Origin of the sequence: Dechloromonas sp. TW-R-39-2 (assembly GCF_016864195.1) — a bacterium.
Taxonomy (GTDB): domain Bacteria; phylum Pseudomonadota; class Gammaproteobacteria; order Burkholderiales; family Rhodocyclaceae; genus Azonexus.
On record NZ_CP045202.1, the window covers coordinates 356,257 to 378,860 of the forward strand.

21 protein-coding genes are annotated in these 22,604 nt (G+C 53.6%); 5 read left to right on the top strand and 16 right to left on the bottom strand.

What is annotated here, in order from left to right:
- Window positions 1-67: 67 nt before the first annotated feature.
- Genes GBK02_RS01750 through GBK02_RS01795 form a run of 10 tightly spaced genes read right to left on the bottom strand, consistent with a single transcriptional unit; the run spans window position 68 to window position 9,574 of the window.
- The gene (locus GBK02_RS01750) at window positions 68-394 is read right to left on the bottom strand and encodes a thioredoxin family protein (protein WP_203468067.1); all 327 of its coding nucleotides are present in this window, start codon (window positions 392-394) and stop codon (window positions 68-70) included.
- A gap of 24 nt (window positions 395-418) precedes the next feature.
- Window positions 419-1,618, bottom strand: coding sequence for a cation:proton antiporter (locus tag GBK02_RS01755; RefSeq protein WP_203468068.1), 1,200 nt, complete (start codon window positions 1,616-1,618; stop codon window positions 419-421).
- The gene (locus tag GBK02_RS01760) at window positions 1,615-2,370 is read right to left on the bottom strand and encodes a glycosyltransferase family 2 protein (RefSeq protein ID WP_203468069.1); all 756 of its coding nucleotides are present in this window, start codon (window positions 2,368-2,370) and stop codon (window positions 1,615-1,617) included. The genes GBK02_RS01755 and GBK02_RS01760 overlap by 4 nt, the downstream gene beginning before the upstream one ends.
- Before the next feature lie 9 nt (window positions 2,371-2,379).
- Window positions 2,380-3,168: a 1-acyl-sn-glycerol-3-phosphate acyltransferase gene (locus GBK02_RS01765; protein ID WP_203468070.1), complete on the bottom strand. Its 789-nt coding sequence runs from the start codon at window positions 3,166-3,168 to the stop codon at window positions 2,380-2,382.
- Window positions 3,161-4,009, bottom strand: coding sequence for a MipA/OmpV family protein (locus GBK02_RS01770; RefSeq protein WP_203468071.1), 849 nt, complete (start codon window positions 4,007-4,009; stop codon window positions 3,161-3,163). The genes GBK02_RS01765 and GBK02_RS01770 overlap by 8 nt, the downstream gene beginning before the upstream one ends.
- Window positions 4,009-5,037 carry a hypothetical protein gene (locus tag GBK02_RS01775; protein WP_239003124.1) on the bottom strand — a complete coding sequence of 343 codons (1,029 nt, stop codon included), beginning with the start codon at window positions 5,035-5,037 and terminating at the stop codon, window positions 4,009-4,011. Before GBK02_RS01775 ends, GBK02_RS01770 begins: the two co-directional genes overlap by 1 nt.
- Complete coding sequence (locus GBK02_RS01780; RefSeq protein WP_203468072.1) at window positions 5,037-6,377, bottom strand: NAD(P)/FAD-dependent oxidoreductase; 1,341 nt, start codon at window positions 6,375-6,377, stop codon at window positions 5,037-5,039. Before GBK02_RS01780 ends, GBK02_RS01775 begins: the two co-directional genes overlap by 1 nt.
- A 38-nt stretch (window positions 6,378-6,415) precedes the next feature.
- On the bottom strand, window positions 6,416-7,060 hold the full coding sequence (locus GBK02_RS01785) for a hypothetical protein (protein ID WP_203468073.1): 645 nt from the start codon (window positions 7,058-7,060) through the stop codon (window positions 6,416-6,418).
- 19 nt (window positions 7,061-7,079) lie between these two features.
- Window positions 7,080-8,726, bottom strand: a complete 1,647-nt coding sequence (locus GBK02_RS01790; protein ID WP_203468074.1) for a B12-binding domain-containing radical SAM protein — start codon at window positions 8,724-8,726, stop codon at window positions 7,080-7,082.
- 59 nt (window positions 8,727-8,785) lie between these two features.
- Window positions 8,786-9,574 carry a sulfite exporter TauE/SafE family protein gene (locus tag GBK02_RS01795; protein WP_371810503.1) on the bottom strand — a complete coding sequence of 263 codons (789 nt, stop codon included), beginning with the start codon at window positions 9,572-9,574 and terminating at the stop codon, window positions 8,786-8,788.
- 71 nt (window positions 9,575-9,645) lie between these two features.
- Here GBK02_RS01795 and GBK02_RS01800 point away from each other — a divergent pair, with 71 nt between their 5' ends.
- Complete coding sequence (locus GBK02_RS01800) at window positions 9,646-10,239, top strand: DUF2726 domain-containing protein (protein WP_203468075.1); 594 nt, start codon at window positions 9,646-9,648, stop codon at window positions 10,237-10,239.
- A gap of 5 nt (window positions 10,240-10,244) precedes the next feature.
- Here GBK02_RS01800 and mnmE read toward each other — a convergent pair whose 3' ends face one another.
- Genes mnmE through rpmH form a run of 5 tightly spaced genes read right to left on the bottom strand, consistent with a single transcriptional unit; the run spans window position 10,245 to window position 14,001 of the window.
- The gene (gene mnmE / locus GBK02_RS01805; RefSeq protein ID WP_203468076.1) at window positions 10,245-11,591 is read right to left on the bottom strand and encodes a tRNA uridine-5-carboxymethylaminomethyl(34) synthesis GTPase MnmE; all 1,347 of its coding nucleotides are present in this window, start codon (window positions 11,589-11,591) and stop codon (window positions 10,245-10,247) included.
- Window positions 11,592-11,594: 3 nt separating this feature from the next.
- Window positions 11,595-13,241 carry a membrane protein insertase YidC gene (gene yidC / locus GBK02_RS01810; RefSeq protein ID WP_203468077.1) on the bottom strand — a complete coding sequence of 549 codons (1,647 nt, stop codon included), beginning with the start codon at window positions 13,239-13,241 and terminating at the stop codon, window positions 11,595-11,597.
- Between the two features lie 30 nt (window positions 13,242-13,271).
- The gene (gene yidD, locus GBK02_RS01815) at window positions 13,272-13,481 is read right to left on the bottom strand and encodes a membrane protein insertion efficiency factor YidD (RefSeq protein ID WP_203468078.1); all 210 of its coding nucleotides are present in this window, start codon (window positions 13,479-13,481) and stop codon (window positions 13,272-13,274) included.
- Complete coding sequence (rnpA, locus tag GBK02_RS01820) at window positions 13,478-13,849, bottom strand: ribonuclease P protein component (RefSeq protein WP_203468079.1); 372 nt, start codon at window positions 13,847-13,849, stop codon at window positions 13,478-13,480. The genes yidD and rnpA overlap by 4 nt, the downstream gene beginning before the upstream one ends.
- Window positions 13,850-13,866: 17 nt before the next feature.
- Window positions 13,867-14,001 carry a 50S ribosomal protein L34 gene (rpmH, locus tag GBK02_RS01825; RefSeq protein ID WP_203468080.1) on the bottom strand — a complete coding sequence of 45 codons (135 nt, stop codon included), beginning with the start codon at window positions 13,999-14,001 and terminating at the stop codon, window positions 13,867-13,869.
- Window positions 14,002-14,236: 235 nt separating this feature from the next.
- Between rpmH and dnaA the strand changes: the two genes are divergently transcribed.
- From dnaA to gyrB, 3 genes are all read left to right on the top strand, one after another.
- Window positions 14,237-15,622, top strand: a complete 1,386-nt coding sequence (gene dnaA, locus GBK02_RS01830) for a chromosomal replication initiator protein DnaA (RefSeq protein WP_203468081.1) — start codon at window positions 14,237-14,239, stop codon at window positions 15,620-15,622.
- 515 nt (window positions 15,623-16,137) lie between these two features.
- The gene (dnaN, locus tag GBK02_RS01835) at window positions 16,138-17,244 is read left to right on the top strand and encodes a DNA polymerase III subunit beta (protein WP_203468082.1); all 1,107 of its coding nucleotides are present in this window, start codon (window positions 16,138-16,140) and stop codon (window positions 17,242-17,244) included.
- 40 nt (window positions 17,245-17,284) lie between these two features.
- Window positions 17,285-19,762 (top strand): DNA topoisomerase (ATP-hydrolyzing) subunit B, encoded by a 2,478-nt coding sequence (gene gyrB / locus GBK02_RS01840; protein ID WP_203468083.1) that lies wholly within the window; start codon window positions 17,285-17,287, stop codon window positions 19,760-19,762.
- Window positions 19,763-20,923: 1,161 nt separating this feature from the next.
- On the opposite strand, the gene GBK02_RS01845 is transcribed toward gyrB, so the two are convergent.
- Window positions 20,924-21,454: a hypothetical protein gene (locus GBK02_RS01845; RefSeq protein WP_203468084.1), complete on the bottom strand. Its 531-nt coding sequence runs from the start codon at window positions 21,452-21,454 to the stop codon at window positions 20,924-20,926.
- A gap of 690 nt (window positions 21,455-22,144) precedes the next feature.
- Here GBK02_RS01845 and dtd point away from each other — a divergent pair.
- Window positions 22,145-22,597, top strand: coding sequence for a D-aminoacyl-tRNA deacylase (gene dtd / locus GBK02_RS01850; protein ID WP_203468085.1), 453 nt, complete (start codon window positions 22,145-22,147; stop codon window positions 22,595-22,597).
- Window positions 22,598-22,604: the final 7 nt, after the last annotated feature.

Consider the following 22,604-nt stretch of genomic DNA (forward strand, 5'->3'; position numbering starts at 1 on the left):
CCAGAATAATCCAATATATCTATTACAAAAGGAATATTGCCAAATCAAATTTTGCGAAAAATTTTAATTATTCAATGGATTGGAGCAACAAGGATCGAATCTGCTGTTCATCGGCCGGACGAACCAGACGACCCGTTTCTACCCCCTGCTTGAGCAGCACCAGCGTCGGCCAGAGTTTCACGTGAAACGAGCGCCCCAGAGGTCGCCCCGGTCCATCTTCGATTTTCAGATGCCGGATAGCCGGAAAACCGTCCATGACGCCAGCCAGCCAAGGTTGAACGGCGCGGCAGTGACCACACCAGGGCGCACCGAATTCAATCAAAACGGGGCCTTCCAATGCGTCGACCGCAGCACGGGCCGGCTCGATTTCTACGTACTCGCTGTTCATCCCCATGACTTGCTCCTGATCGAAAGCCGCTCAATTACTGCGAAAAATGATTTCCTTCATGCGCGCCAGCTTGGGGGCGACAACCGGCACGGTCAGCATCGTGCTGGCCACCGCCATCAGCAACAAGGCGGTGAAGGCTTCGCTGGTGATGATCTGCTTGTCGAGCAGAATGTTGGCAAAGATGATCATGATCAGCGCCTTGGTTTGCAGCAGCCAGCCAATGATGCTGGCTTCGCCGGGTTGCCATTTGAGAATTTTCCCGGCCAAGCGGATTCCGAGCAGCTTGCCGGCAATCGATGCGAAAAGCAGCAAGGCGGCACCGACGAAAACTGCTTCGCCACCCAGCGCCCAATTGGTCCGCAGCCCGGTACTGAGGAAGAAGACAGGCATGATGACCAGCAGGACGTGATGGCGCATCAAATCCATTTTTTCCTGGTTGAACCATTCCGCCTCGATGATCGCGCCCGCCAGGAAAGCGCCGACCATGAAGTGCAGGCCCGCCCAGTCCGCACCGAAGGAGCAAAGCGCCAGCCAGATCAAGGCGACGTACCAGCGGTCGCGTTCGTTAAGGCGCATCATCAACTGACGGAAAGCGTAACCGGCGACGGCAAAGGCAATCAGGAAAGCCAGTTGTTTGCCGACCCGTTCCCAGTCCATCAGGATCAGCGCCAGGACGCCCCAGATGGCGATATCGTCAAGACTGGCATAGCGCAGGATGCGCTGGCCGATCGGCTGACGCAGGACATCGAGCTTCTCCATCAACAGGATCAGGATAGGCAGTGCGGTCACGGCACACGCCATGCCGACACCGAGGATAAATTGCCAGGTCAATGCCCGGGGACCCATCCAGCCATCGTCAAGCATCAGGATGGCGGCAGCAAGACAACCGAACAGCAACGGTGTGCCCAGTGCCAGCCCGGCGGTGATCGAGCTTTCACGGCGATGCGCCCAGGCTTTTTTCAGATCCAGCTCGATACCGGCAATCATCACGAACAACATGACCGCCCACCAGGCAATGCCGTTCAACGACTGAACGACTGCCGGGGTAAAGACAAAACTGTAGTAATCGGGAAAAGCACGGCCAAGAACGCCCGGCCCGAGCAGGATACCGGTCATGATCTGGACGACGACCAACGGGGCGTAATAGTCAGTCCGCCCGACCCGCCAGATCAGGTAGGGCAGGGTGAAAATGATCGTCATCGCGATCAGGAATACTTCTGTCGTGTTCATTGGAACCTGCGGAGTATCAACAGTGGAAGGCGAATCACGAAACCGATGAACAGGCGCGTATGCATCCAGGTCAGCAGCGTGTTGTCACGCAAATAACGGAAATGCGAAACGCCCCCTTCATCAGCTCTGAAATAGCGCACCGGCGCATCAATATTGACCGGTCTGACGCCCGCCCAGCAAAGTCGGACCACCGCTTCCGGATCGAAATCGAAACGCCGCATGAAACGGTTCGATTGCATGATCCGTTTCAAGGGCGCGATCGGATAAACCCGAAAGCCATACAAGGAATCGCCAATCCCCATCCACAGCGTTTCCAGGTTGGCCCAGCCATTCGATACCTTGCGGCCATTGACCCGCAAGGCAGGCGCATCGGCATCGAATACCGGCTTGCCAAGCACCATCGCCCCAGCTTGCGCCTGCGAGGCGGCCATGAAATCGGGAATCAGCTGTGCCGGATGCTGGCCATCCGAATCCATCGTCAGCGCATGCGTGAATCCAGCCGCCGCGGCTTGTGAAATACCTTCAAGCACAGCCGAGCCTTTGCCGCTGTTTTGCGGCAGGACAACGATGCGCAATCCGGCATCGTGCTCGGCCAGCGCCAATAATTGCTCGGTGCTGCCATCGGTGCTGCCATCGACAATCACCCAGACAGGTGCCCACTGGGCACGGGCCGCCCGCACGGTATCGAGAACCTTGGGACCGGGGTTGTAACTGGGAATGATGACGAGATGCGTCGCAGAAACTTCAGGCATGGAAATCCATCAGGCAACGAATGCTGCGGTCGACAAGCCCTGCGCAGTGATTTTCAGTTCACTGCGGAAATAGGCTTCAAGCTCGCGCGTAAATGCTTCGACATTGCCCGGGGCAGAAAAACGGCGGCCCAGGCGAATCGTGCAGTGCAAAGGCAAGATCGGTCGGCGAAACAACGGCCAGGCCTTGCCCAGATAAGGGGTGGAGAACTCGATCAGCAAGGTTTGTACCGGAATGGATGTCCGTCCGGCAATCAGGCCGGTACTTGGCGAGCAAGAATCAATCGGAAAGTCGCTCGTCCGCGTACCTTCCGGAAAAATGACCAGTTGCGCGCCACTGGCAAGTTCCTCCCGGGCATTGAGGATCATTTCGAGTGGCGCATTGTTGCGAATATAGCGGGCTAACCGAGCCGCCGCACCGAACAGGATATTGTCCATCAGCGCAGCTTTCATGACGCACACTGCATTCGGCAGGCGCGACACGATCATCACGGCATCGAGCAGGGAAGGGTGATTGGCCGCGAGAATCAACGGGCCTTCATCGCGCAGTTGATCAAGCTCGGAAAGCTCGAAACGACAGGCGCAGAAAAAGGACAGGATCGACAAATAAACCCGGAAACCGCCTGAAATCATGAACCGGCCACAGGGCTGGCCAAGCCGGCGCGGCAAAAGTGGATACAGGATCATGGCGAATGGCAGCCAGCCCAGGCAAATCAGGGCCAGCGCACCAAGACCAAGGAACATGGCCAGATATTCGTAGGCAATCCACCACGGCTTGCCTGTCCGACCCTGATCAGTCATTCACCCTCACGCGGGTGGAGGATTCGCCGAGAACCCAGGTGATCGCCGCACCCGCCGCAACGTAATCCTTTTGGCGCACCAGCGGGCTGTCTTCAAAAACCGATCCGCCAAGATTGTCGTAACGGACAAAACCACCCAGCCAATAGCCCGGGAAGCGCTTCGACAGGGCCAGCAGATATTGCATGCCGGCATAACCTGCCTTGGCTTCGTAGGCCGGTCGACCTGCCGTGGCATAGCGCGGATCGACCGAATAATAGTAGGCATGCTGCTTTTGATCGCCGAACAGGGGGCCGGCCAGCATTCCCAGGTTCCAGCCCGGCATGCCCGGCAAATCGGTAATGTCCATATTCAGCTTGGGATGGAAAACCCAGCCGATTTCCTTGGGCGAGCCTTCAACGGTAATCGCCGCGCGCAAGGGCATGAGCAGTTTGATGAAGCGGGCCTTGTTGTCCGAACGCCAGAATGTGACATCCATTTCAGGACCGATTTCAAAGGTTCCCTTCAGATCGGACATCCCGGCCCGCGCCGTAATGTCCTTGCTGCTGACCGGCGGAGAAAGAGCGACGCTGAGCGTCAGGTCGAGACGGTCGGAATCGAAGAAACTGCCGCGTATACCGTGACGGTCCGCCTTGAGAAAATCACCGTGATAAGTGAAGTGCGGAACCGGCATCAGGAAATTATTGGTCTGGTCCGAACCGCGATAAGACGGAAAGCTGAAGGCAGCGACACCCGCACCAATTTCCCACAGGGGCTTTTCTTCAGCGGCCTGCATCGCGCCGGAAGAGAGGCCAAGACTCAAGGCGATCAAACGGATAATCCGGCGGTATTGTGGGCTGGTCATCAACGATTCCCCAGAAAGTGCAAGGCAAAAGCCTCTATTTCAATCAACAGGTCGTGTCGGCAGATATCTGCCTGAACAAAGACAATTTCGACGTCGGTACCAATCAGCGGCAGCAAGATATTGCGCGCCGGCAGAAAATCGGTGGCATGACGAATGTAGACACGGAAGGAAAGCTCGGACATGACAAAGGTGTCCGAACAGGCAAGGCGGTTGGCTTCGGCAAGCACCGCGGCAATATTGGCCAGCGATTCCCGACATTGCCCGGCCAAATCGCCCGGATGCACGGTCTGATGGCCGACAATGCTCGCCGTGCCGGAAATGAACAGGACTTCCTGCGCCGGAAGATAGGCCAGTACCGCCCGCGAAAAAATCGGGCTGCGCGGACCATACTCGCTCGGGTAGTTGTAGGCACTGACCTGGCGCGGATTTTCAACAGGCACAGCCGGGTGAATGCCGGCCATGAAAGCAATGCTCAGCGGACCGCCCGCGACGCCCAGAGCACATGCTGCCGGCACATTGCCGGTAGCCCCCCGGGAAAATTCGAGGAAGCTGTCCTGGCGACCGATATTGAACTGGCGATAACGCTCGAGTCCGGCCGTCTCCATATTGATATCCGACAGATAGTTCCAGACACGCCAGAGATGTGGCCGTTGCTGCGCATCGAGCAAGGTAAATATCCGGCGGTAAGCTTCGGCACTGGCTTCCTGGAGCGGTGAACTGCCTGCTTGCCCGGCAAAATCAGCTTCATCCAGTTCAATCACACCGAACAGCAGCGGGCCGGCACAACGCCAGCGTATCCCTTCAAACTCACCGGACAGGCAAACCACATCGCTCAACCAGGCTTCAGCCATCATCTCGCGGTTGCCGCCCAGCAAAGGCGTGACAACCGTCTGAAGCGGCCAGTCGGTCTTTTTGCCGGAACCAGCCGGAAAGCCGATGGCGCTGCCGCCAAGCACATGGTCTGCCCGTTCGGCCAAGGCCGAAGGCAGATCCTGAACAGCGCAGTCGGAAAGAAACGAGAGATTCACTAGATTGAATTGATGGCCGTGTCGTCAACCCGGCGAATATTGAAACGCCTACGTTTCCAGCCTGTGAAAGCCCTTCGCGGCTGGATGATGTTGGCAATGTAATAAAGCACCTTGAACATCCCGATCGAACGCCAGATCGGTGTCTTGCCGAAAATATCCCCGGCCAGCACGGAGAGCAGGGCTTCCTTGACCCGGAAAATATTCTTCGGATACATGAAGAAGTCCCGCATGATCGGGTTGGTGACCCGATAAATGAACCAGGAAAACTCCTTGGGGCCATGCTTCATCAGGGCGTCGAAACGCTTGAGTGCTGCCGCAGCCTCGGCCGGCTTGCGCAGACAGGTATCGATCGCCTCGGCACCGATGAGCCCACTGTTCATGGCCAGCAGAACACCGGACGAAAACACCGGATCGATGAAGGCGTAGGCATCGCCCAACAACAGATAGTTGGCCCCGTGATTGCGCTCCGAAACGTAAGAAAAGTTACCGGTCGCCTCAACTTGATTGACCAAGGTTGCCATTTTCAGCCGATCAGCCAGCGCCGGGCACATGTCGATCCCATCGCGCAAAAACTGCTCAATATTCCGTTGACCGCGGGTTTTCATGAAATACGGCCAGGTCACCATCCCGACACTGGTGACATCGCCCTGCATCGGAATGAACCAGAACCAGCCATGTTCAAACCAGAAAATGGTGATATTGCCTTCCGCTTGTCCCTCGTGTCGCCTGGCACCCGAGAAATGGCCATAGATTGCCGAACTATTGTGTTTCGGATTGCGATGCTTGATCTGGAAACGATTGGCAAGAAATGTGTCGCGGCCGGAAGCATCGACCACGAATCGGGCCTTCCATTCAACCTGGCGACCATCGTCATGCTCGGCCAAAACGTTGGCACCGCTATTGTCCGGCAGGAAATCGACGGCTCTGGCCTTGCAGTTCTCATGGACCTCGACACCTTTTTTCTCGGCGTTGCGGATCAGGATGGTATCGAATTCAGCCCGCTTGACCTGGTAGGCGTAGGGCATCGATTTGTCCCAGGCATCGGCAAAGTGAAAACACTGCGACATCTTGTCGTGGTTCGGCGAAACAAATTCGGCGCCCCATTTTTCCATGCCGATCGCCTTGACCTGGTCGGCAATCCCCATTTTTTCGAAAAGCGGCAGATTCGCCGGCAACAGCGATTCACCGATGTGAAAGCGTGGATGCCGCGCTTTTTCGAGCAAAACGACCTTGTAGCCCTTTTCGGCCAGAATCGGCGCAATGGTCGTACCGGCCGGGCCACCACCGATAACCAGGACATCACACGTCTGACTCTCCGCTGCCTTCGCTTGTTGTTCCATGATTTGCTGCCTATTCGACTCTCTGTGGTGGCGAAGAATTATTTTGTTTTGTAGGTCATGTGAGCGACGGTTTCCGAATGGCCGTCAATTTTTTTGACTTTGTTGCCTGACCAATAAACGTAGTACGGCCCGAAACTCGACCACCAGTAGCGCCAGTAAGGGCCGTCCAGTTTCGGATTTTCATTGGTCTGCGGATAGCCGACAGCCATGATGACCTGCTCCTTGGTCATTCCCTTGGTCAGCTTGCCGGCTTCAATCGCTTTGCGGACGACTGGCGAAAATTTGGCCATCGTCAGTTTCGGATCATTCAGTACAACGATCTTGTTGACCCACTGCTCGGTACTTTCCTGCGCCCGTCCATAGTCATGCCCCAAGCGCATGGCTTTGCCATCAACCTCGACATATGCGCGGTAGCCATCGATTTTCTTGACCTTGATGGGGGTTCCGGCCGGGATGAAAGCGAGTTGGGCGAGATTCGAATCACTGATCCAGTCGCCCTCGTAGTGCAGGTTGCAGCAGGCGTAACCGTTTCGTGCGTAGGCTTCTTCTTTTTTTGTTTCGACCACCGGTTTGACCGGATCATCCACCTTGTTCTCAGCGTTTTTGCATGCACTCAACGCAAGTACCGCAATTACTGCGGTCAACCAGTGAAAACCAGTCGATTTTTTCTGAAATTTCATCATCACCCCCCCGGGATTCCAATTATACCGCTGCCTTGATGGCCGGCGGCGTGCAACAGGATGTCCCTTCCCCGGCAGCGGGAAGAATCGTTTTCATCGCCTCGCGCCGGGAAATCTTGATCGGCGACATCGAGACAATGTTATCGACCTGCAAATCCGGGCTGAGATAAGGCTTCAAGCCCTGCGGCTGGCGTGGATGCAGCTTGAACTCGCGCTTGGCCTTTTCCAGCTGTTCCTTGTTGGCACTGAAATAACGGGCGGCCGCGATGGTTTCCGGCAAATGCTTGAGGATGTGCCAAAGACTCCAGCGATGTGCCCAAAGCCGCTTGGCGAAGCGCCGGCGATAACCCTTGCTGTCGTAGAAACGCTTGATATGCCAGTTGTACAGCGCATCCATTTCCTCGCGCGACTTGAAGCCATGCGGCAGGAAAACGAAATTCAGGCAATTCATTAGGCGCCAATCCTCGATGAAATCGCCGGACACCTGGCTGGCGCATTCTTCCCAGATCGGTGCGCCATGCAGCGGGCTGAACTTGGTCATGTTCATCTCATCCAGCTCCAGCGACAGGATGAAATCGCTGGTCACCTTGACGGTTTCCGGTGTCTCGCCGGGCATGCCGAAAATAAACAGGCCCTTGGCACGCATGCCGGCGGCGTGGATCTGGCGCACCGTGTCACGCACCGCAGCTAGCGTCACACCGGCCTTGTGACGTTCCATCATGCCCGGATCGGCCGATTCGACGCCCATCGAGACCATCAGCACGCCGGCTTTCTTGAGCTGAGCGAGCATTTCGTCCGAGGTATGTCCGGTGCGGATGGCGCAGTTCCACTGCACGCCGAGCGGCTTGTCGATCAGCAACTGGCACAGGTCCATGACGCGCTGCTTCTTGGCCGTGAACAGGTCGTCGTACATGTTGATGTGATAGACCCCGAAGTTGTCCCGCAGGTACTTCATGTGGTCGTAGGTATATTGCGCCGAGTTGGTCTTGTACAGGCGCTCGAACACCGTGCGGTCGCAGAACGAGCAGGTGTAGGGACAACCGCGCGAGGTGATCATCGTCGCGCCATAACGCTTTTCGTAGGCGAACAACGGCAGGTGGTAAGCATGCGGAAAGCCGGCCAGCTTCTCGTAGGCCGGGAAGGGCAGTTCGTCGAGATCGAGGATGCGGTCGCGCCGCGGGTTGATGTGGATCTTGCCGCTTTCATCGCGATAGATTAGGTTGCCGATGTCCTTGAGCGGCTTGCCATCGGCCAGATCGAGCAGCGCACCTTCGCCTTCGCCGATCACCAGGTAATCAATTTCAGGAAACTCTTCGAGAACCGGAGCGCCCAGCGAGGAGACATGCACATTGCCGAAGACGATCTTGATCTCCGGGCGACGCTGGCGGATGTAGGTGGCGATTTCAACAGCATCCATGAAACCTGAAGTTGTCGCTGAAAAACCCACCATCTCAGGTTCTGTCGCAAGAACAATCTCGGCATTTTCAGCAATCGTCGGCGGCGCATAAGGGCCGAGGCAGTCATGCAATTGCACGCTATGGTCGAATTTTTCCAGCCAGGAAGCCAGTTGCATGATGCCGATGGGCGGCATCCGATTGGCCAATACCGAAAAATCAGGTTGTCCCGGTACGAAATTGAACCCGGCAGGGTGAACAAGCGTGATGCGCATAGAATCTTCCTTCGACGAAGTAGCTAATTTTATTAGAAAAATCAGCCTTTTGTGACGAACTAGATATGCAGCAAAAGCGCCAGCGTATCCCAGGCAAATTTAATGATCAGTATTCCAACGACAAACAAAAATACCCGGCGGACAAAGCCGCTGCCATATTTCAGCGCAAGGATGGTTCCAGCAAGCGAACCGCAAACATTGGCCAGTGCCATGAGACCGGCAAGCAAGGGCAGGAAGTAACCGTTCGGCACAAAATAGATGAGGGCAGCCAGGTTGGTTGCCACATTCACGACCTTGGCGCTGGCGGATGCATGCAGAAAATCAAAACCAAAATATCGGACAAACAGGAAAATCAGGAAGCTGCCGGTTCCCGGTCCGAAAAAACCATCATAAAACCCGATCACGCCACCCAACAACAGCGAAAAACAAAGTTCACGATATCCACTGAGCCCCGGTCGGTGCACCTGGCCGAATTCCTTCCGTTTCAGGGTGTAGACCGCAGCAAGGATGAGTAAAAGCAAAATGAGTGGCCGGACGGCATCTTTGGGCAACCAGGCAACAGCAGCAGCACCGAGATAGGACAAAGCAAAGGCAGATAGCGCGGCGGGCAATATGGTTCGCCATGGCATGCGGACTCTCTGCGCGTAACGCCAGGTTGCATTTGCCGTGCCGACGACGCTGGCGCATTTGTTGGTCCCGAACAAGGTGGCAGGCAACTCGCCAGGCAAGGCGGCGAATAGGGCCGGAATCTGGATCAATCCACCACCACCGACCACTGCATCAATCGCACCCGCCAGAAATGCGGCAAAAACCAGGGCAGACATGCCAATTTCAAGCAATTCCATCATTCATCATCCTGACTATCTGCTGGCTTGATATTCATGTCATCATTTCGTTCTGGAAATCTGGAAATCGAAAAATGGATTTTTTTACGATCGGCATGCTGGTTGCCGCTTTGGGTCTTGGCTTGATCCTGCTTTTGCGCGGTAAAAAAGACAGCGGGCGCACTGAGTCAAAAATCTCACCTGTCAGCCAGAAAACCGGCCGCAAGGATCGGGCGCAACAAGCACTCAACCTGGATCAGGAAACACGTTTCATCGAAACACCGAGGCGCAAGTCTTATCGGCTGCTGAATGAGAGCGAGCAGGAACTCTACCATCGCTTGCGCGAGGCCATGCCCAACATGACCATTTTCAGCCAGGTTGGTGTTGCCCAACTAGCCCTGCTGCGTGGCCGGAAGGAAGCTCATCGGCTGAGCGGCATGGCAGGTCGTGGGGTCGATTTCATCGTTTGCGGGGCTGATTTCTCGATTATCGCCGCCATCGAAATTTCCTGGCCCACCGCCGACGAGAGCGGCCAGATGGCAGAAGAAGAGAAGCGCGATGCCCTGCAAAGCCTGGGTATCCCGCTCATCGTCTTCCGTCCGAATAATCTGCCGGACGCCGACACGCTGAGTCGTGCAATCGCCGACGCCATCATTCGCCGCAATCGTCTCGAAGCCGAGCGCGAATAAGCGGATTACTTTCCGATGCAAAAACGGCTGAAAATGACCCCCAACAGGTCATCAGCCGTAAATTCACCGGTGATTTCACCGAGCGATTGCTGCGCCAGACGCAGTTCTTCGGCAAACAGTTCGAGAGCCGGCAAATAGCCTTCGACAACATGACGCGCTGCCGCAATGTGCTCCTGGGCCGAAGCCAGTGCCCGCAAATGCCGTTCACGGGCGATGAATACATCTTCTGCTTGATGCCAGCCTGCAATGCGCAATAATTCCTGACGCAATAGCTCGATTCCATCGCCAGAACGAGCTGAGAGGGAAATCGCTGTCGTATCGGGTTCATCGTGGCGTTCAGCCAGAGCGCCGGACAAATCAATCTTGTTGTAGACCGTAACCCGCTTCAATCTTTCCGGCAGGCGGGCCAGGATTTCACGGTCGGCTTCGGTCACACCGCTGCGGGCATCGACCAGCAGCAACACCACATCGGAGCGCTCGATTTCGCGCCAGCTCCGTTCAATACCAATTTTTTCGACTTCGTCATCGGTTTCACGCAGCCCGGCAGTATCGATGATGTGAAGCGGAATTCCTTCAATCTGGATGGTCGACCGCAGCGCATCTCGAGTTGTCCCTGCAATCGGCGTGACAATGGCCAGGTCATCACCGGCCAGACGATTGAGCAGCGACGATTTGCCGACGTTGGGCTGTCCGGCCAGTACTACGTGCAACCCGGATTGCAACAACTTGCCCTGACCGGCCCGATCGAAAATTTCAGCCAGTTTCAGTTGCAAGCGCTCAAGCCGGCCAAAAGCATCGGCCGCCTTGAGAAAATCGATATCTTCTTCCGGAAAATCGAGTGTTGCTTCAACCAGCATGCGCAGGTTGATCAATTCATCGGTCAGGCCATGAATCGCCTTGGAAAATTCACCCTGCAGGGAACGCACGGCAGAGCGCGCTGCACTGCTTGTTGCTGCATCGATCAGATCGGCAACAGCTTCTGCCTGGGCCAGATCGAGTTTTCCATTCAGGAAAGCACGTCGGCTGAATTCACCGGGCTCGGCCAGCCGCGCACCCAGATCGAGACAACGGGCAAGCAGCATCTGCATGACCACCGGGCCGCCGTGCCCCTGTAGTTCGAGTACATCTTCGCCGGTAAAAGAAGCAGGATTCGGGAAATAGAGAAGCAGACCGCTGTCGATCGTGCTGCCATCAGCTGCTTTGAAATCGGCCAGCGTGGCATAGCGCGGCTTGGGTTCTTTTGCCGTCAGCGCAAAAGCAAAGGGCAGCAAATCGCTGCCCGAGATGCGGATGACGCCAACACCGCCACGACCGGGGGCCGTGGCGATGGCAGCGATTGTGTCCGATTTCACACTTTATGCCTTGGCGTCGTTGGCAGCCTTGCCACCCGCTTCAAGCATGCGGGTGATCTGCCACTGCTGGGCGATCGACAGGACGTTGTTCACCACCCAGTAGAGTACCAGACCGGCCGGGAACCAGAAGAACATGACACCGAAGATCAGCGGCATGGCCATCATCACCTTGGCCTGGATCGGATCCGGCGGCGTCGGGTTGAGTTTGGTCTGCAGGAACATCGAAGCCATCATGATGACCGGCAGGATGTAGTAGGGGTCCGGCGAAGCCAGATCCTTGATCCACAGGATCCACGGTGCATCCCTCATTTCAACGGCGCCCAGCAGCACCCAGTAAAGGGCGATGAACACTGGAATCTGAACCAGAATCGGGAGACAACCACCGAGCGGATTGACCTTTTCGGTCTGATACAGCTTCATCATTTCCTGATTCAGGCGCTGCTTGTCATCAGCAAAACGTTCTTTCAGTTGCATCAGACGTGGCGTCAGCAACTTCATCTTGCCCATCGATTTGTAGGAAGCGGCGGACAACGGGAAGAAAATGGCCTTGATGATGATGGTCAGCAGGACAATCGCCCAGCCCCAGTTGCCGACCAGCTTGTGGATTGCTTCCAGTGCCCAGAAAATCGGGGCAGCAACAACGGTCAACCAGCCGTAATCAACCACCAGATCAAGTCCGGTAGCGATTTGCTTGAGCGCAGATTGTTCCTGCGGGCCAGCAAACAACGTGACTGAGGTTTCCCCCTTGGCACCCGGTGCAATCTCGGCAACCGGCACAATCACACCCGCCTGGAAGACATTGCTACCTTCAAGCTTGCGCATGTAGAACTCGCGTGCTGTCTTGTCCTTTGGTACCCAGGCAGCAACGAAGTAATGCTGGACGATGGCCAGCCAGCCGTTATCAGCCGTCTTGGCAAATTTTGCCTTGTCCTTGCCAATATCTTCGAAGGTGATTTTTTGATACTTTTCACCGTCGGTATAGACAGCCGGACCGGTAAAGGTGGAGACCATTTTGGTTTCACCTGCAGGCACGACATCGTCACGTTGTAGCTGGTAATAAGCATGCGGCGCAAAGGGCTTGTCGCTGCCGTTGGTAATTTCCCAGGCAACATCCACTGCATAGGAACCACGCTTGAAGGTCAGAATCTTGGCAAGCGTGACGCCATTTTCACCTGCGGCCTCAAGGCGAATCTTCAGTTCATTCTTGCCTTCAGCCAGCGAATTTTCACCCGCTACTCGCTTGAAAACAGAACGATGCGTCGGCAAACCCTGGCCGATCAGGCCGCTTTGTGCGATGTAATGGTGCTTGCTGTCGAACAGGACAAAAGTTTGATCCTTGTTATCGTGTTCCTTGTACTTGAGCAGCTCAAGGTTAACCAGATCACCGCCTTGGGCAGAAATGGTTGCCTTGACCAGATCGGTGCTGACCGTAAAGGTTTCAGCAGCAGAAACGCTTGGTGCAACGACCGGCGCAGCGCCAGAAGCATTACCAGCCTGCAGGTTTGCCGAAGGCTTCGGTGCGGCACCAGCGACAGTAGCTACACCAGCTTCAGCCGGCGGCTTGGGCTGGTTGTACTTCTGCCAGTTTTCCCACAGCATGAAGCTGGAGAAAGTGAAGATCAAAACCAGAATCAGGCGTCGAGTGTCCATGAACTGCCTACGTAATCAAGCATTCTCAAATCAGGGTACCGGATCGTACCCACCGGGATGCCAGGGATGACAGCGGCAGATGCGCTTCGCACCCAGCCAGCCACCCTTGATGGCACCGTGTTTCTGTACTGCTTCCACCGTATATTCCGAACAGGTCGGGAAATAGCGGCAGCTTCGCCCTAAAAAAGGGCTTATTGCATATTGATAGACTCGGACTAGCCCTATCAACAGGTATTTCATCGTGCGTCCTGCTTTGGCCGTGGCCGCCGCAGTTTATCCAGCAGGGCGAGAAAATCGCCAGCCAATTGCTTGCCATCCAGTAAGCCAGGCTTTACAGCCAAGCGAACAACCAGATCACAGGCTGGCAGACTCGATTTTTGAACGCGAAACTGCTCCCGAATGATACGTTTGACTTTGTTACGGTCAACAGCACGTTTTAGGAGTTTTTTGCCAACGACGACGCCAAGCCTGGCTTCCGTAAATTCGGCAGCTCTGGGTTGGTAGTGCAACATCAGCAGTTGTCCGCGAATCGCCCTCCTGAAACCAAAAACGGATGAGAACTCATCCGTTTTTGTCAGGCGATAGCGTCTGGCGAAGGTTTGTTCCACCTCGCCGAACGTCCGGTTTATACGGCCAGGCGTGAGCGACCCTTGGCGCGGCGAGCAGCAATAACTGCACGGCCACCCTTGGTGCGCATACGAACCAGGAAGCCATGGGTGCGCTTGCGGCGCACGACCGACGGTTGATACGTGCGTTTCATGTTGGTAATCCCTTGATGTGCTAAGAAAAACACGTGATTACACCGTGCTTTAGGGTGCTCTGTCAAGTTCAATTATTTGTCAACGCTGTGGATAACATTGTGGATGAGGGGTAGAATAAGCGCCCTGAAGGCGGCCGGTGAGCCGCCAATTTTGTTATATATTTACCAATTAAATCAATTAGTTAATACTGCAGTTTTTCATTTTTTGATTGTGCAGTAAGGAGTGTTGTTGGCAATGGCCGGTTTCTGGGAATCATGTTTGCTCCGTTTTGAGCAGGAATTGCCCGCACAGCAATTTAATACCTGGATCAAACCACTCAGGCTCGAAGGCGAAAGCACGCCGCTTGATGGCTTGCGCTTGATCGCACCAAACAGCTTTATTCAAAAATGGGTACGCGATCGCTATCTCGGCCGCATTGAAGAATATGCACAGGCTTTCTTTTCTGCCCCAGTCACTATTTCTCTGACCATTGGCAGTGGCCGCTCATCAGCGCCAGCTTCAAACACGACAAATACCGCTCAGACACCGACTGCCGGCACTAATACTTCCAACAACAGTCCAGTTCCTTCCGAAAAACCTCGCGGCCGAACCAGCAACTACGAAAAATCACGCCTTTTTTCTTCTTTCACTTTCGACAACCTGGTTGTCGGCAAGGCAAATGATCTGGCCCGGGCAGCATCTGTTCAAGTTGCAAACAATCCGGGCGGTGCCTACAACCCACTTTTCATCTACGGTGGGGCTGGACTGGGTAAAACCCATTTGATTCATGCCATCGGCAATACCATCCTTGCTGAAAATCCGGAAAAAATCGTTCGCTACGTACATGCTGAAGACTATTACTCCGACGTAGTCCGGGCTTATCAGCAAAAATCCTTCGATTCCTTCAAGCGCAGCTACAGGACGCTTGATGTTCTTTTGCTTGATGACGTTCAGTTTTTTAACGGAAAGAACCGTTCCCAGGAAGAATTTTTCTTCCTGTTCAATGCGTTAATTGAAGCCCGCAAACAGATCATCATCACCTGCGACACATATCCGAAAGACATCAACGGACTTGATGATCGTCTGGTGACGCGCTTTGACTGGGGTCTTACGGTCCAGATCGAGCCGCCCGAACTGGAAATGCGCGTTGCCATTCTCAAGAAAAAGGCCGAGGCTGAAGGGTTACAGCTTGATGACGAAGTTGCATTTTTCATTGCCAAGCATCTGCGTTCGAACGTCCGGGAACTGGAAGGGGCGCTCAAGAAGGTCCTGGCTTATTCGTCTTTCCATGGCCGCTTGATTGCACTCGATCTTGCCAAGGAAGCGCTCAAGGATTTGATCGGCTCTGTCCGCAATGTCGGCATGGATAACATCCAGAAAACAGTTTCCGACTACTACAAGATCAAGGTTGCAGACCTGTTTTCAAAAAAACGGACACGTGCCATCGCACGTCCCCGGCAAGTTGCAATGTGGTTGTGCCGTGAAGTGACCTCACACAGCTATCCTGAAATTGGTGATGCATTCGGCGGCCGTGATCACACAACAGTCATTCATGCCGTCAAGACAATCGACAGCTTGCGCACCAAAGAAAACGAACTCAACCATGACCTGCATGTCCTTTTACAGGTACTTAAAGGCTGATCTGTTGATAAGTCTGAGGGAAAGCTGTCAGGCAATTGTGAGCAAACTTGGATTTTCAATTGAACGAAAAAATTGTTCGACATTGATCCACAGCTTTCAAGGGTAGTTTTCAAGAGGCAAAAAATAGATTTAAGTAGATGATTTTTATATAAAATTTACAGTTATCAACAGACTCATTCCTGAGGTAGTATCAGTAGTAGATTTATTTATAGTTCTTATATAAAAGCTTCTACAAACCAATTTCCGGCCAACCTTTTTACTTTGCAGAGCATTCTTCGAAAACACTGGGAACAATCTGAGACAAATTTTCTGTGTATAAACTTGTGGAAAACTTGTCTCTAAAATGTGAGTTGTCTGTGTCTTTCAGCTTTGTGAGAAAATTGTCCCGATTTCATCCTCAAGCAATCCAGAGCTTTACCAAGAACAAAAAACGTATTCAACCATTTGAAATTAAACAATAAATTTCAGTTATCCACAGAGTCATTCCCGATATAGTCTACTTAGGAATTTAATTTATGGTTCTTATTAAAACCCATAGAGACACGCTTCTTGCCCCTTTGCAGTCGGTATCGGGGATTGTTGAACGACGTCACACCCTGCCTATTCTTTCCAATGTCCTGCTTGAGAAGAAAGGCGAAAAACTCACCCTTCTCGCAACCGATATCGAGATTCAAATCACGACTTCGACAGAAGTAGGAGCCGGCGAGGGTGACGGTGCAGTGACTGTTGGTGCACGCAAACTGCAAGAAATCCTGCGTTCGCTGCCGGATACCACGGAAGTCAGCCTTGTGCTCGAAGACAAGCGTCTTCAGGTTCGTGCCGGTAAGAGCCGTTTCAGCCTGCAGACCCTGCCGGCCGATGATTTCCCGCGAATGACGATGGCTGAAGGTGAAACGCGTCAATTTGCCATTTCCCAGAAGGCGTTCCGCCAACTGCTTGGCAAGACCCAGTACAGCATGGCAGCACAAGACGTGCGCTACTACCTGAACGGTCTTCTGCTGTTGGTCGAGGGCAAGGAACTACGTGCCGTAGCAACGGATGGTCATCGTCTGGCCTTTGCCAGCGTTGAAATCGATGCTGACTTGCCGCGCCAGGAAATGATTCTGCCGCGCAAGACCGTGCTTGAACTGAATCGCTTGCTGGTTGATAACGATGAGCCGCTGAACATTACGCTTACGGCCAACCAGGTTCGTTTCAATTTTGGTTCTGTCGTTCTGGTGTCAAAGCTGATCGACGGCAAATTCCCTGATTACGAACGGGTTGTTCCGGCAACGCTGAAGAATCATCTGACGGTTGGCCGCCAGTCGTTGATGCAGGCAATGAGCCGTGCAGCGATCCTGACCAATGAAAAATTTCGCGGTGTACGCGTCGTTTTGGGTGAAAACAGCTTGAAGCTGATTGCTGCGAATGCCGAACAGGAAGAAGCTCAGGACGAAATTGAAGTAAACTATCAGGGTGACGTCATCGATGTTGGCTTCAACGTCGGCTATTTGCTGGATGTGTTGAACAATGTTCACACTGAAGAAATCCAGTGGAGCTTCAACGATGCGAATTCCAGTGCGCTGATTACTGTTCCCGGTAATGAGCGCTTCAAATACGTTGTCATGCCGATGCGTATCTGAACCCTGAAAGAAAATCCAAGTTTCACGTGGAACCCAAGCAATGAGCGAAGAAAACAACCCGAAGGACGGTTCTCCGGCCTACGGCGAAGCAAGCATCCAGATTCTTGAAGGTCTGGAGGCTGTCCGCAAACGTCCGGGCATGTATATCGGTGATACATCCGATGGTACCGGCCTGCACCACCTTGTTTTCGAGGTCGTCGACAATTCGATTGACGAAGCGCTGGCGGGTCATTGCGACGATATTACCGTCACGATCCACGTTGATAACTCGATCAGCGTCATCGACAACGGTCGGGGTATCCCGACCGGTGTCAAAATGGACGACAAGCACGAGCCAAAGCGCTCGGCGGCTGAAATTGCACTGACTGAACTCCACGCCGGCGGCAAATTCAACCAGAATTCCTACAAGGTTTCCGGTGGTTTGCATGGCGTCGGTGTTTCCTGCGTCAATGCCTTGTCCAAGTGGCTGCGCCTGACCATCCGTCGCGATGGCAAGAAGCACTTCATGGAATTTCACCGTGGTGTGCCCGTCGACCGCGTCATTGAAGTTCGTGATGGATTCGAAGTTTCGCCACTGAAAATTCAGGGTGATACCGAAAAACGCGGTACCGAGGTGCATTTCTCGGCTGATGAAGAAATTTTTGGCAATGTCGAATTTCATTATGAAATTCTCGCCAAACGTCTGCGCGAACTGTCTTTCCTGAACAATGGTGTGAGTATTCGCCTGGTTGATCAGCGTCATGGCAAGGATGAATTGTTTGCCTTTGCCGGCGGTGTACAAAGCTTCGTCGAGTACATCAATCGCAGCAAATCGGTATTGCATCCCAGTATTTTCTACTCGGCGGGCGAAGCCAAGGTTGGCGATACCGGTGTCACCATCGGTGTCGAAGTGGCGATGCAGTGGAACGATTCCTACCAGGAACAGGTTCTCTGCTTCACCAACAACATTCCGCAGTCCGATGGCGGTACCCACCTGACCGGCCTGCGTGCTGCGATGACGCGGGTGATCAACAAGTACATCGACGAACACGAAATCGCCAAGAAGGCCAAGGTTGAAATCGCTGGCGATGACATGCGCGAAGGCTTGGCCTGCGTACTGTCGGTCAAGATGCCGGATCCCAAGTTTGCCTCGCAGACCAAGATGAAACTGGTTTCTTCGGAAGCCCGTCCGGCGGTTGAAGAAGTTGTTGCCCAGAAACTGGCTGACTTTCTCCTCGAACGTCCGGCTGACGCCAAAATCATTACCGGCAAGATCGTCGAAGCTTCGCGCGCCCGTGAAGCTGCCCGCCGTGCCCGTGAGCTGACGCGTCGCAAGGGTGTGCTCGACGGTATCGGCTTACCCGGCAAGCTGGCTGACTGTCAGGAAAAAGATCCGGCATTGTGCGAAATGTACATTGTCGAGGGTGACTCTGCAGGCGGCTCCGCCAAGCAGGGTCGCGACCGCAAGTTCCAGGCTATCCTGCCGCTGCGCGGCAAGGTGCTGAACGTGGAAAAGGCCCGTTTCGACAAGCTGATCTCCAGCGAACAGATCGTCACGTTGATTACCGCGCTTGGCACGGGGATCGGCAAGGACGAGTTCAAGATCGAGAAGCTGCGTTACCACCGCATTATCATCATGACCGACGCGGACGTTGACGGTGCGCACATCCGTACGCTACTGCTGACGCTGCTCTATCGCCAGATGCCGGAACTGATCGAGCGCGGCTACGTGTATATCGCCCAGCCGCCGCTCTACAAGGTCAAGCATGGCAAGACCGAGCGGTACCTGAAGGACGATCAGGAATACCACCAGTTCCTGCTGCGCATGGCGATGGATGAAGCCAGCCTGACGCCACGTACCGGTGCTGAGCCCGTGACTGGCCCGGCACTTGAGGAATTGGCCCGTTCCTGGTTGCTGACGGAATCGGTGATTGAACGCATTTCCCACTTGGTCAATCCGGAAGTGCTCAAGACATTGGTTCAGCACAATCTGAAAATTGATCTTTCCAGCGAAAATCTGGCTCGGGAAAGTGCCGAACTAGTTGCCAAGCACCTGATCAGCGGTATCCGCGTTGTGCCGAAATTTGACGATATCCAGGAACGCTGGACCTTGCGCGTTGAAAAAATGCATCACGGAAACCTGAAGGTCGGCATCATCGATGATGATCTTCTTCTTTCGGGCGATTACCAGCAGTTACGTCGTACTGCCGAAACATTGGCCGATCTGTTTGGACCGGGTGCCTTCATGGCACGCGGTGAAAAGAAGCAGGCAGTGACCAATTTTGGTACAGCGATGCAATGGCTGCTTAACGATGTCGAGCGTGGCATCAGCAAGCAGCGTTACAAAGGCTTGGGCGAAATGAATCCAGGGCAACTTTGGGAAACCACGATGGATCCAAAAGTTCGCAGACTGCTGCGTGTTCAGATCGACGATGCAATTGCTGCCGATGAAATCTTTACGACGCTGATGGGTGAATTGGTCGAGCCACGTCGTGCTTTCATCGAAACCAATGCCTTGAATGCCCGGATCGATATTTAACGATCTTTGTCGGATGACAGAGAAAGTGAAAACTGTGCCAAGTTAGTGAAAAATTACTGACATAGAAAATGGAAAAAGGCTCCGGATGGAGCCTTTTTGTTTCTTTGAGCGGCAATTCGGCCAGAACGGCTGTTCGAGGGCCTGGCTAATTCGGTCAGCAATGCCTCGGTGAGCATGCCTTCAACGGCCCGTCACGCTAAACGACTGCTTCCTAGTCCGACGAAGTCACCCCTCCTGCCCGTTGCGGACATTTCGGCGATGATTTCGAAGCCACAAAGCGCTCGTTGCACCGAGACCTGTAAAGTAACCGGAGGTGTCGAGCGGGAGCCTTGCCTTCGAACGCAGCAGAATCGGAGATGATGATTTCTCTACGACGGCCTAGCGGAGCACATTGTCATTCGTTGCGTGATGGTGCCAAAACTCAATGGCTTTATAGAGCACTTCAATTCCATCACGCACTCCTCCGGCGTCCACGATTTCCAAGTGACCGACTGTCTTTTCTCCCTCCGACGTCTTCTGATCACTGCCAGGGGTCATTCGGGCCTCCGTGATCCCCAAGCACACAACGTGCTTCGAGCCATTGCAGATGGATTGACAGACATTCAACTCAGGGCATGTGGTTACGGCCCACTTAACAAGGTCATCCTTCTCTAGTCGACGCCCGGTCACACCCAAGAAGCTTTTCAACTCTAACTTGTCGCGGGCTGAGGTAGCTATCCCGTTCCATACCCAGTCATTCAGATGCCACAACGTGATTGCACAATTGATCGCAGCATCACGACGGTCGTCATTCGACCCTGCATTTGTGCACCGCTGATACTCGCGCCAAGCCTTCAAGACCATAGAGTGTGCTGACTCTAATCCGAAGCTCCCAGTCGCAGACAGAAGATGATTGCTCATAACGCTCATAGTTTGACCTCTTGATGTGTCTCGCTGCCGTTGCGATTTGTGTTCATCACTTGAAACAGGTACTGGAGTCGAACGCCGCGAGTACCGATACCTGCCGGATATCCTGCGCGTAAAACTCATTCGAACCTGTCTTATGCTCTCAAACCTCGATCAGACCGTTTTTGATTGTTGACCGTAAATTCACGCCCTTAATTCGTAGCTAGTAACCGGAAAAGGCCATCAACTGTCTTCGATGGAACGAAAAGTTACCGTCTAGCGAGCCACCCGCGCAAGAACAAGGCCATCTTCGTACATTTGCTGCATCTCGGCCTCGGATATGGTGGGCTCGTTAGGACGGTAAAAATTCTCGAAGAACTCGCTGAACTGACATACATTTCGGCCAGATGCGAGCCAATGTTGAAACTCCTTAATGCTTAGGGTCATCACTGAAGAAACGTGCGACAGCATCTCGGGATGCAGAGTCACGATAATATAGTCACATGGCTCAGTAACCTTAAAGTCCAAATTGTGGTTCTTGAGATACCTAATTCTTCCCTGTACCTTGTTTTCCCAGTCGCGTGTTCGTTTTAGATGAGCAGCGATAGCCAAGGGGGAGTTGAAATATACGTCCAATGGCAGCGCATGGCCTTTCCCTTCCACGAGCAAAGTATGCCCGCTACCATCATGATGTAACGCTAAATCTATATCGCCTAAATTCTGCTTTCCATGCTTTAGGAAAATGTCGCGTCCGATTTCACGGTAGCCAAAGTCTCGAACATTTTGGAACGAGTCGAAGTCGATCACACGCCGTTGGATCTATTTCTAATCTGCGAAAAGAGCTTTTTGCCACGCACCCAGGGATTACGCTGCCACCAGGCTATTCTTTTGAAGGTCATCCTCTAGAAGTAGCTTTGTCGCAGGCGCTCCAACTGATGCGGGTAATGGGCAGCTTGAAGCTTGGTTCCCATGGCCGCTTGGACGAATATCGGCTTTTCTTCGATTGGCCGACTTATCCGAGGACGCTACTTCGCCGGTTGGTACGTCGGGTGTTCGCCAATGATGAGCGGCCAACAAAACTGGTTACCGGGAAAGGAAGTCTCGCCTACGTGCTCGAGCAAATTGGATTGATCCACTGCACAAGGAGAGGTGGCCTGCGGTTGATGATTTGGTTGATGTTCGCGAGCCTAGCTATTGGGAGCATTAGTCGCCAAATCTAATCGTCATCCAAGTCAAAGATATCGCATATATATTTTCAACATCTTTGGCACGCAATACAGGTTTTTTCACTATTGGTGACACGAAGGCTTTGCTTCTGTGCCACCAATAGTGAAAATTGCGTTATTTACCGTCGGGTGATTTTTCACTTTCTGTGTCATCCGACAATCTTGCATGCATTTAAAGTGAAGAAAAAAGGCTCTGGAAAGAGCCTTTTTTCTTTTAAGTGATTGATCAAAAGTAATAAATAATCTTCTTCGAACAACAGGATAATTTTGAATGCGGGTAGTTGTTCAGCGTGTCATTGAGGCTTCTGTCGCGGTCGACCGCGAAATTGTCGGGAAAATAGGCGCTGGTTTGCTTGTTCTGGCCGGCTTTGAGGCAGGGGATGAGGAAGCCGATCTGGACTGGATGGTCGGCAAGATACTGCGTATGCGCATCTTTTCTGATGAGAACGGGGTGATGAATTGCTCTGTCCAGGAGGTTGCGGGCGATATTCTGGCGGTTTCCCAGTTCACGCTTTACGCCTCGGTTAAAAAGGGCAACCGTCCATCCTGGAATAAAGCGGCTCGGGGGGATATTTCCGGACCATTATTCGAAAAATTTGTCGGAAAACTCTCGATTGGACTGGGAAAATCGGTAGAAACCGGTATTTTTGGTGCCGATATGCAGGTTTCCCTGATCAATGACGGGCCGGTTACCTTGACGATTGATTCCCGGTCGCCGGAATAAGTGCCAC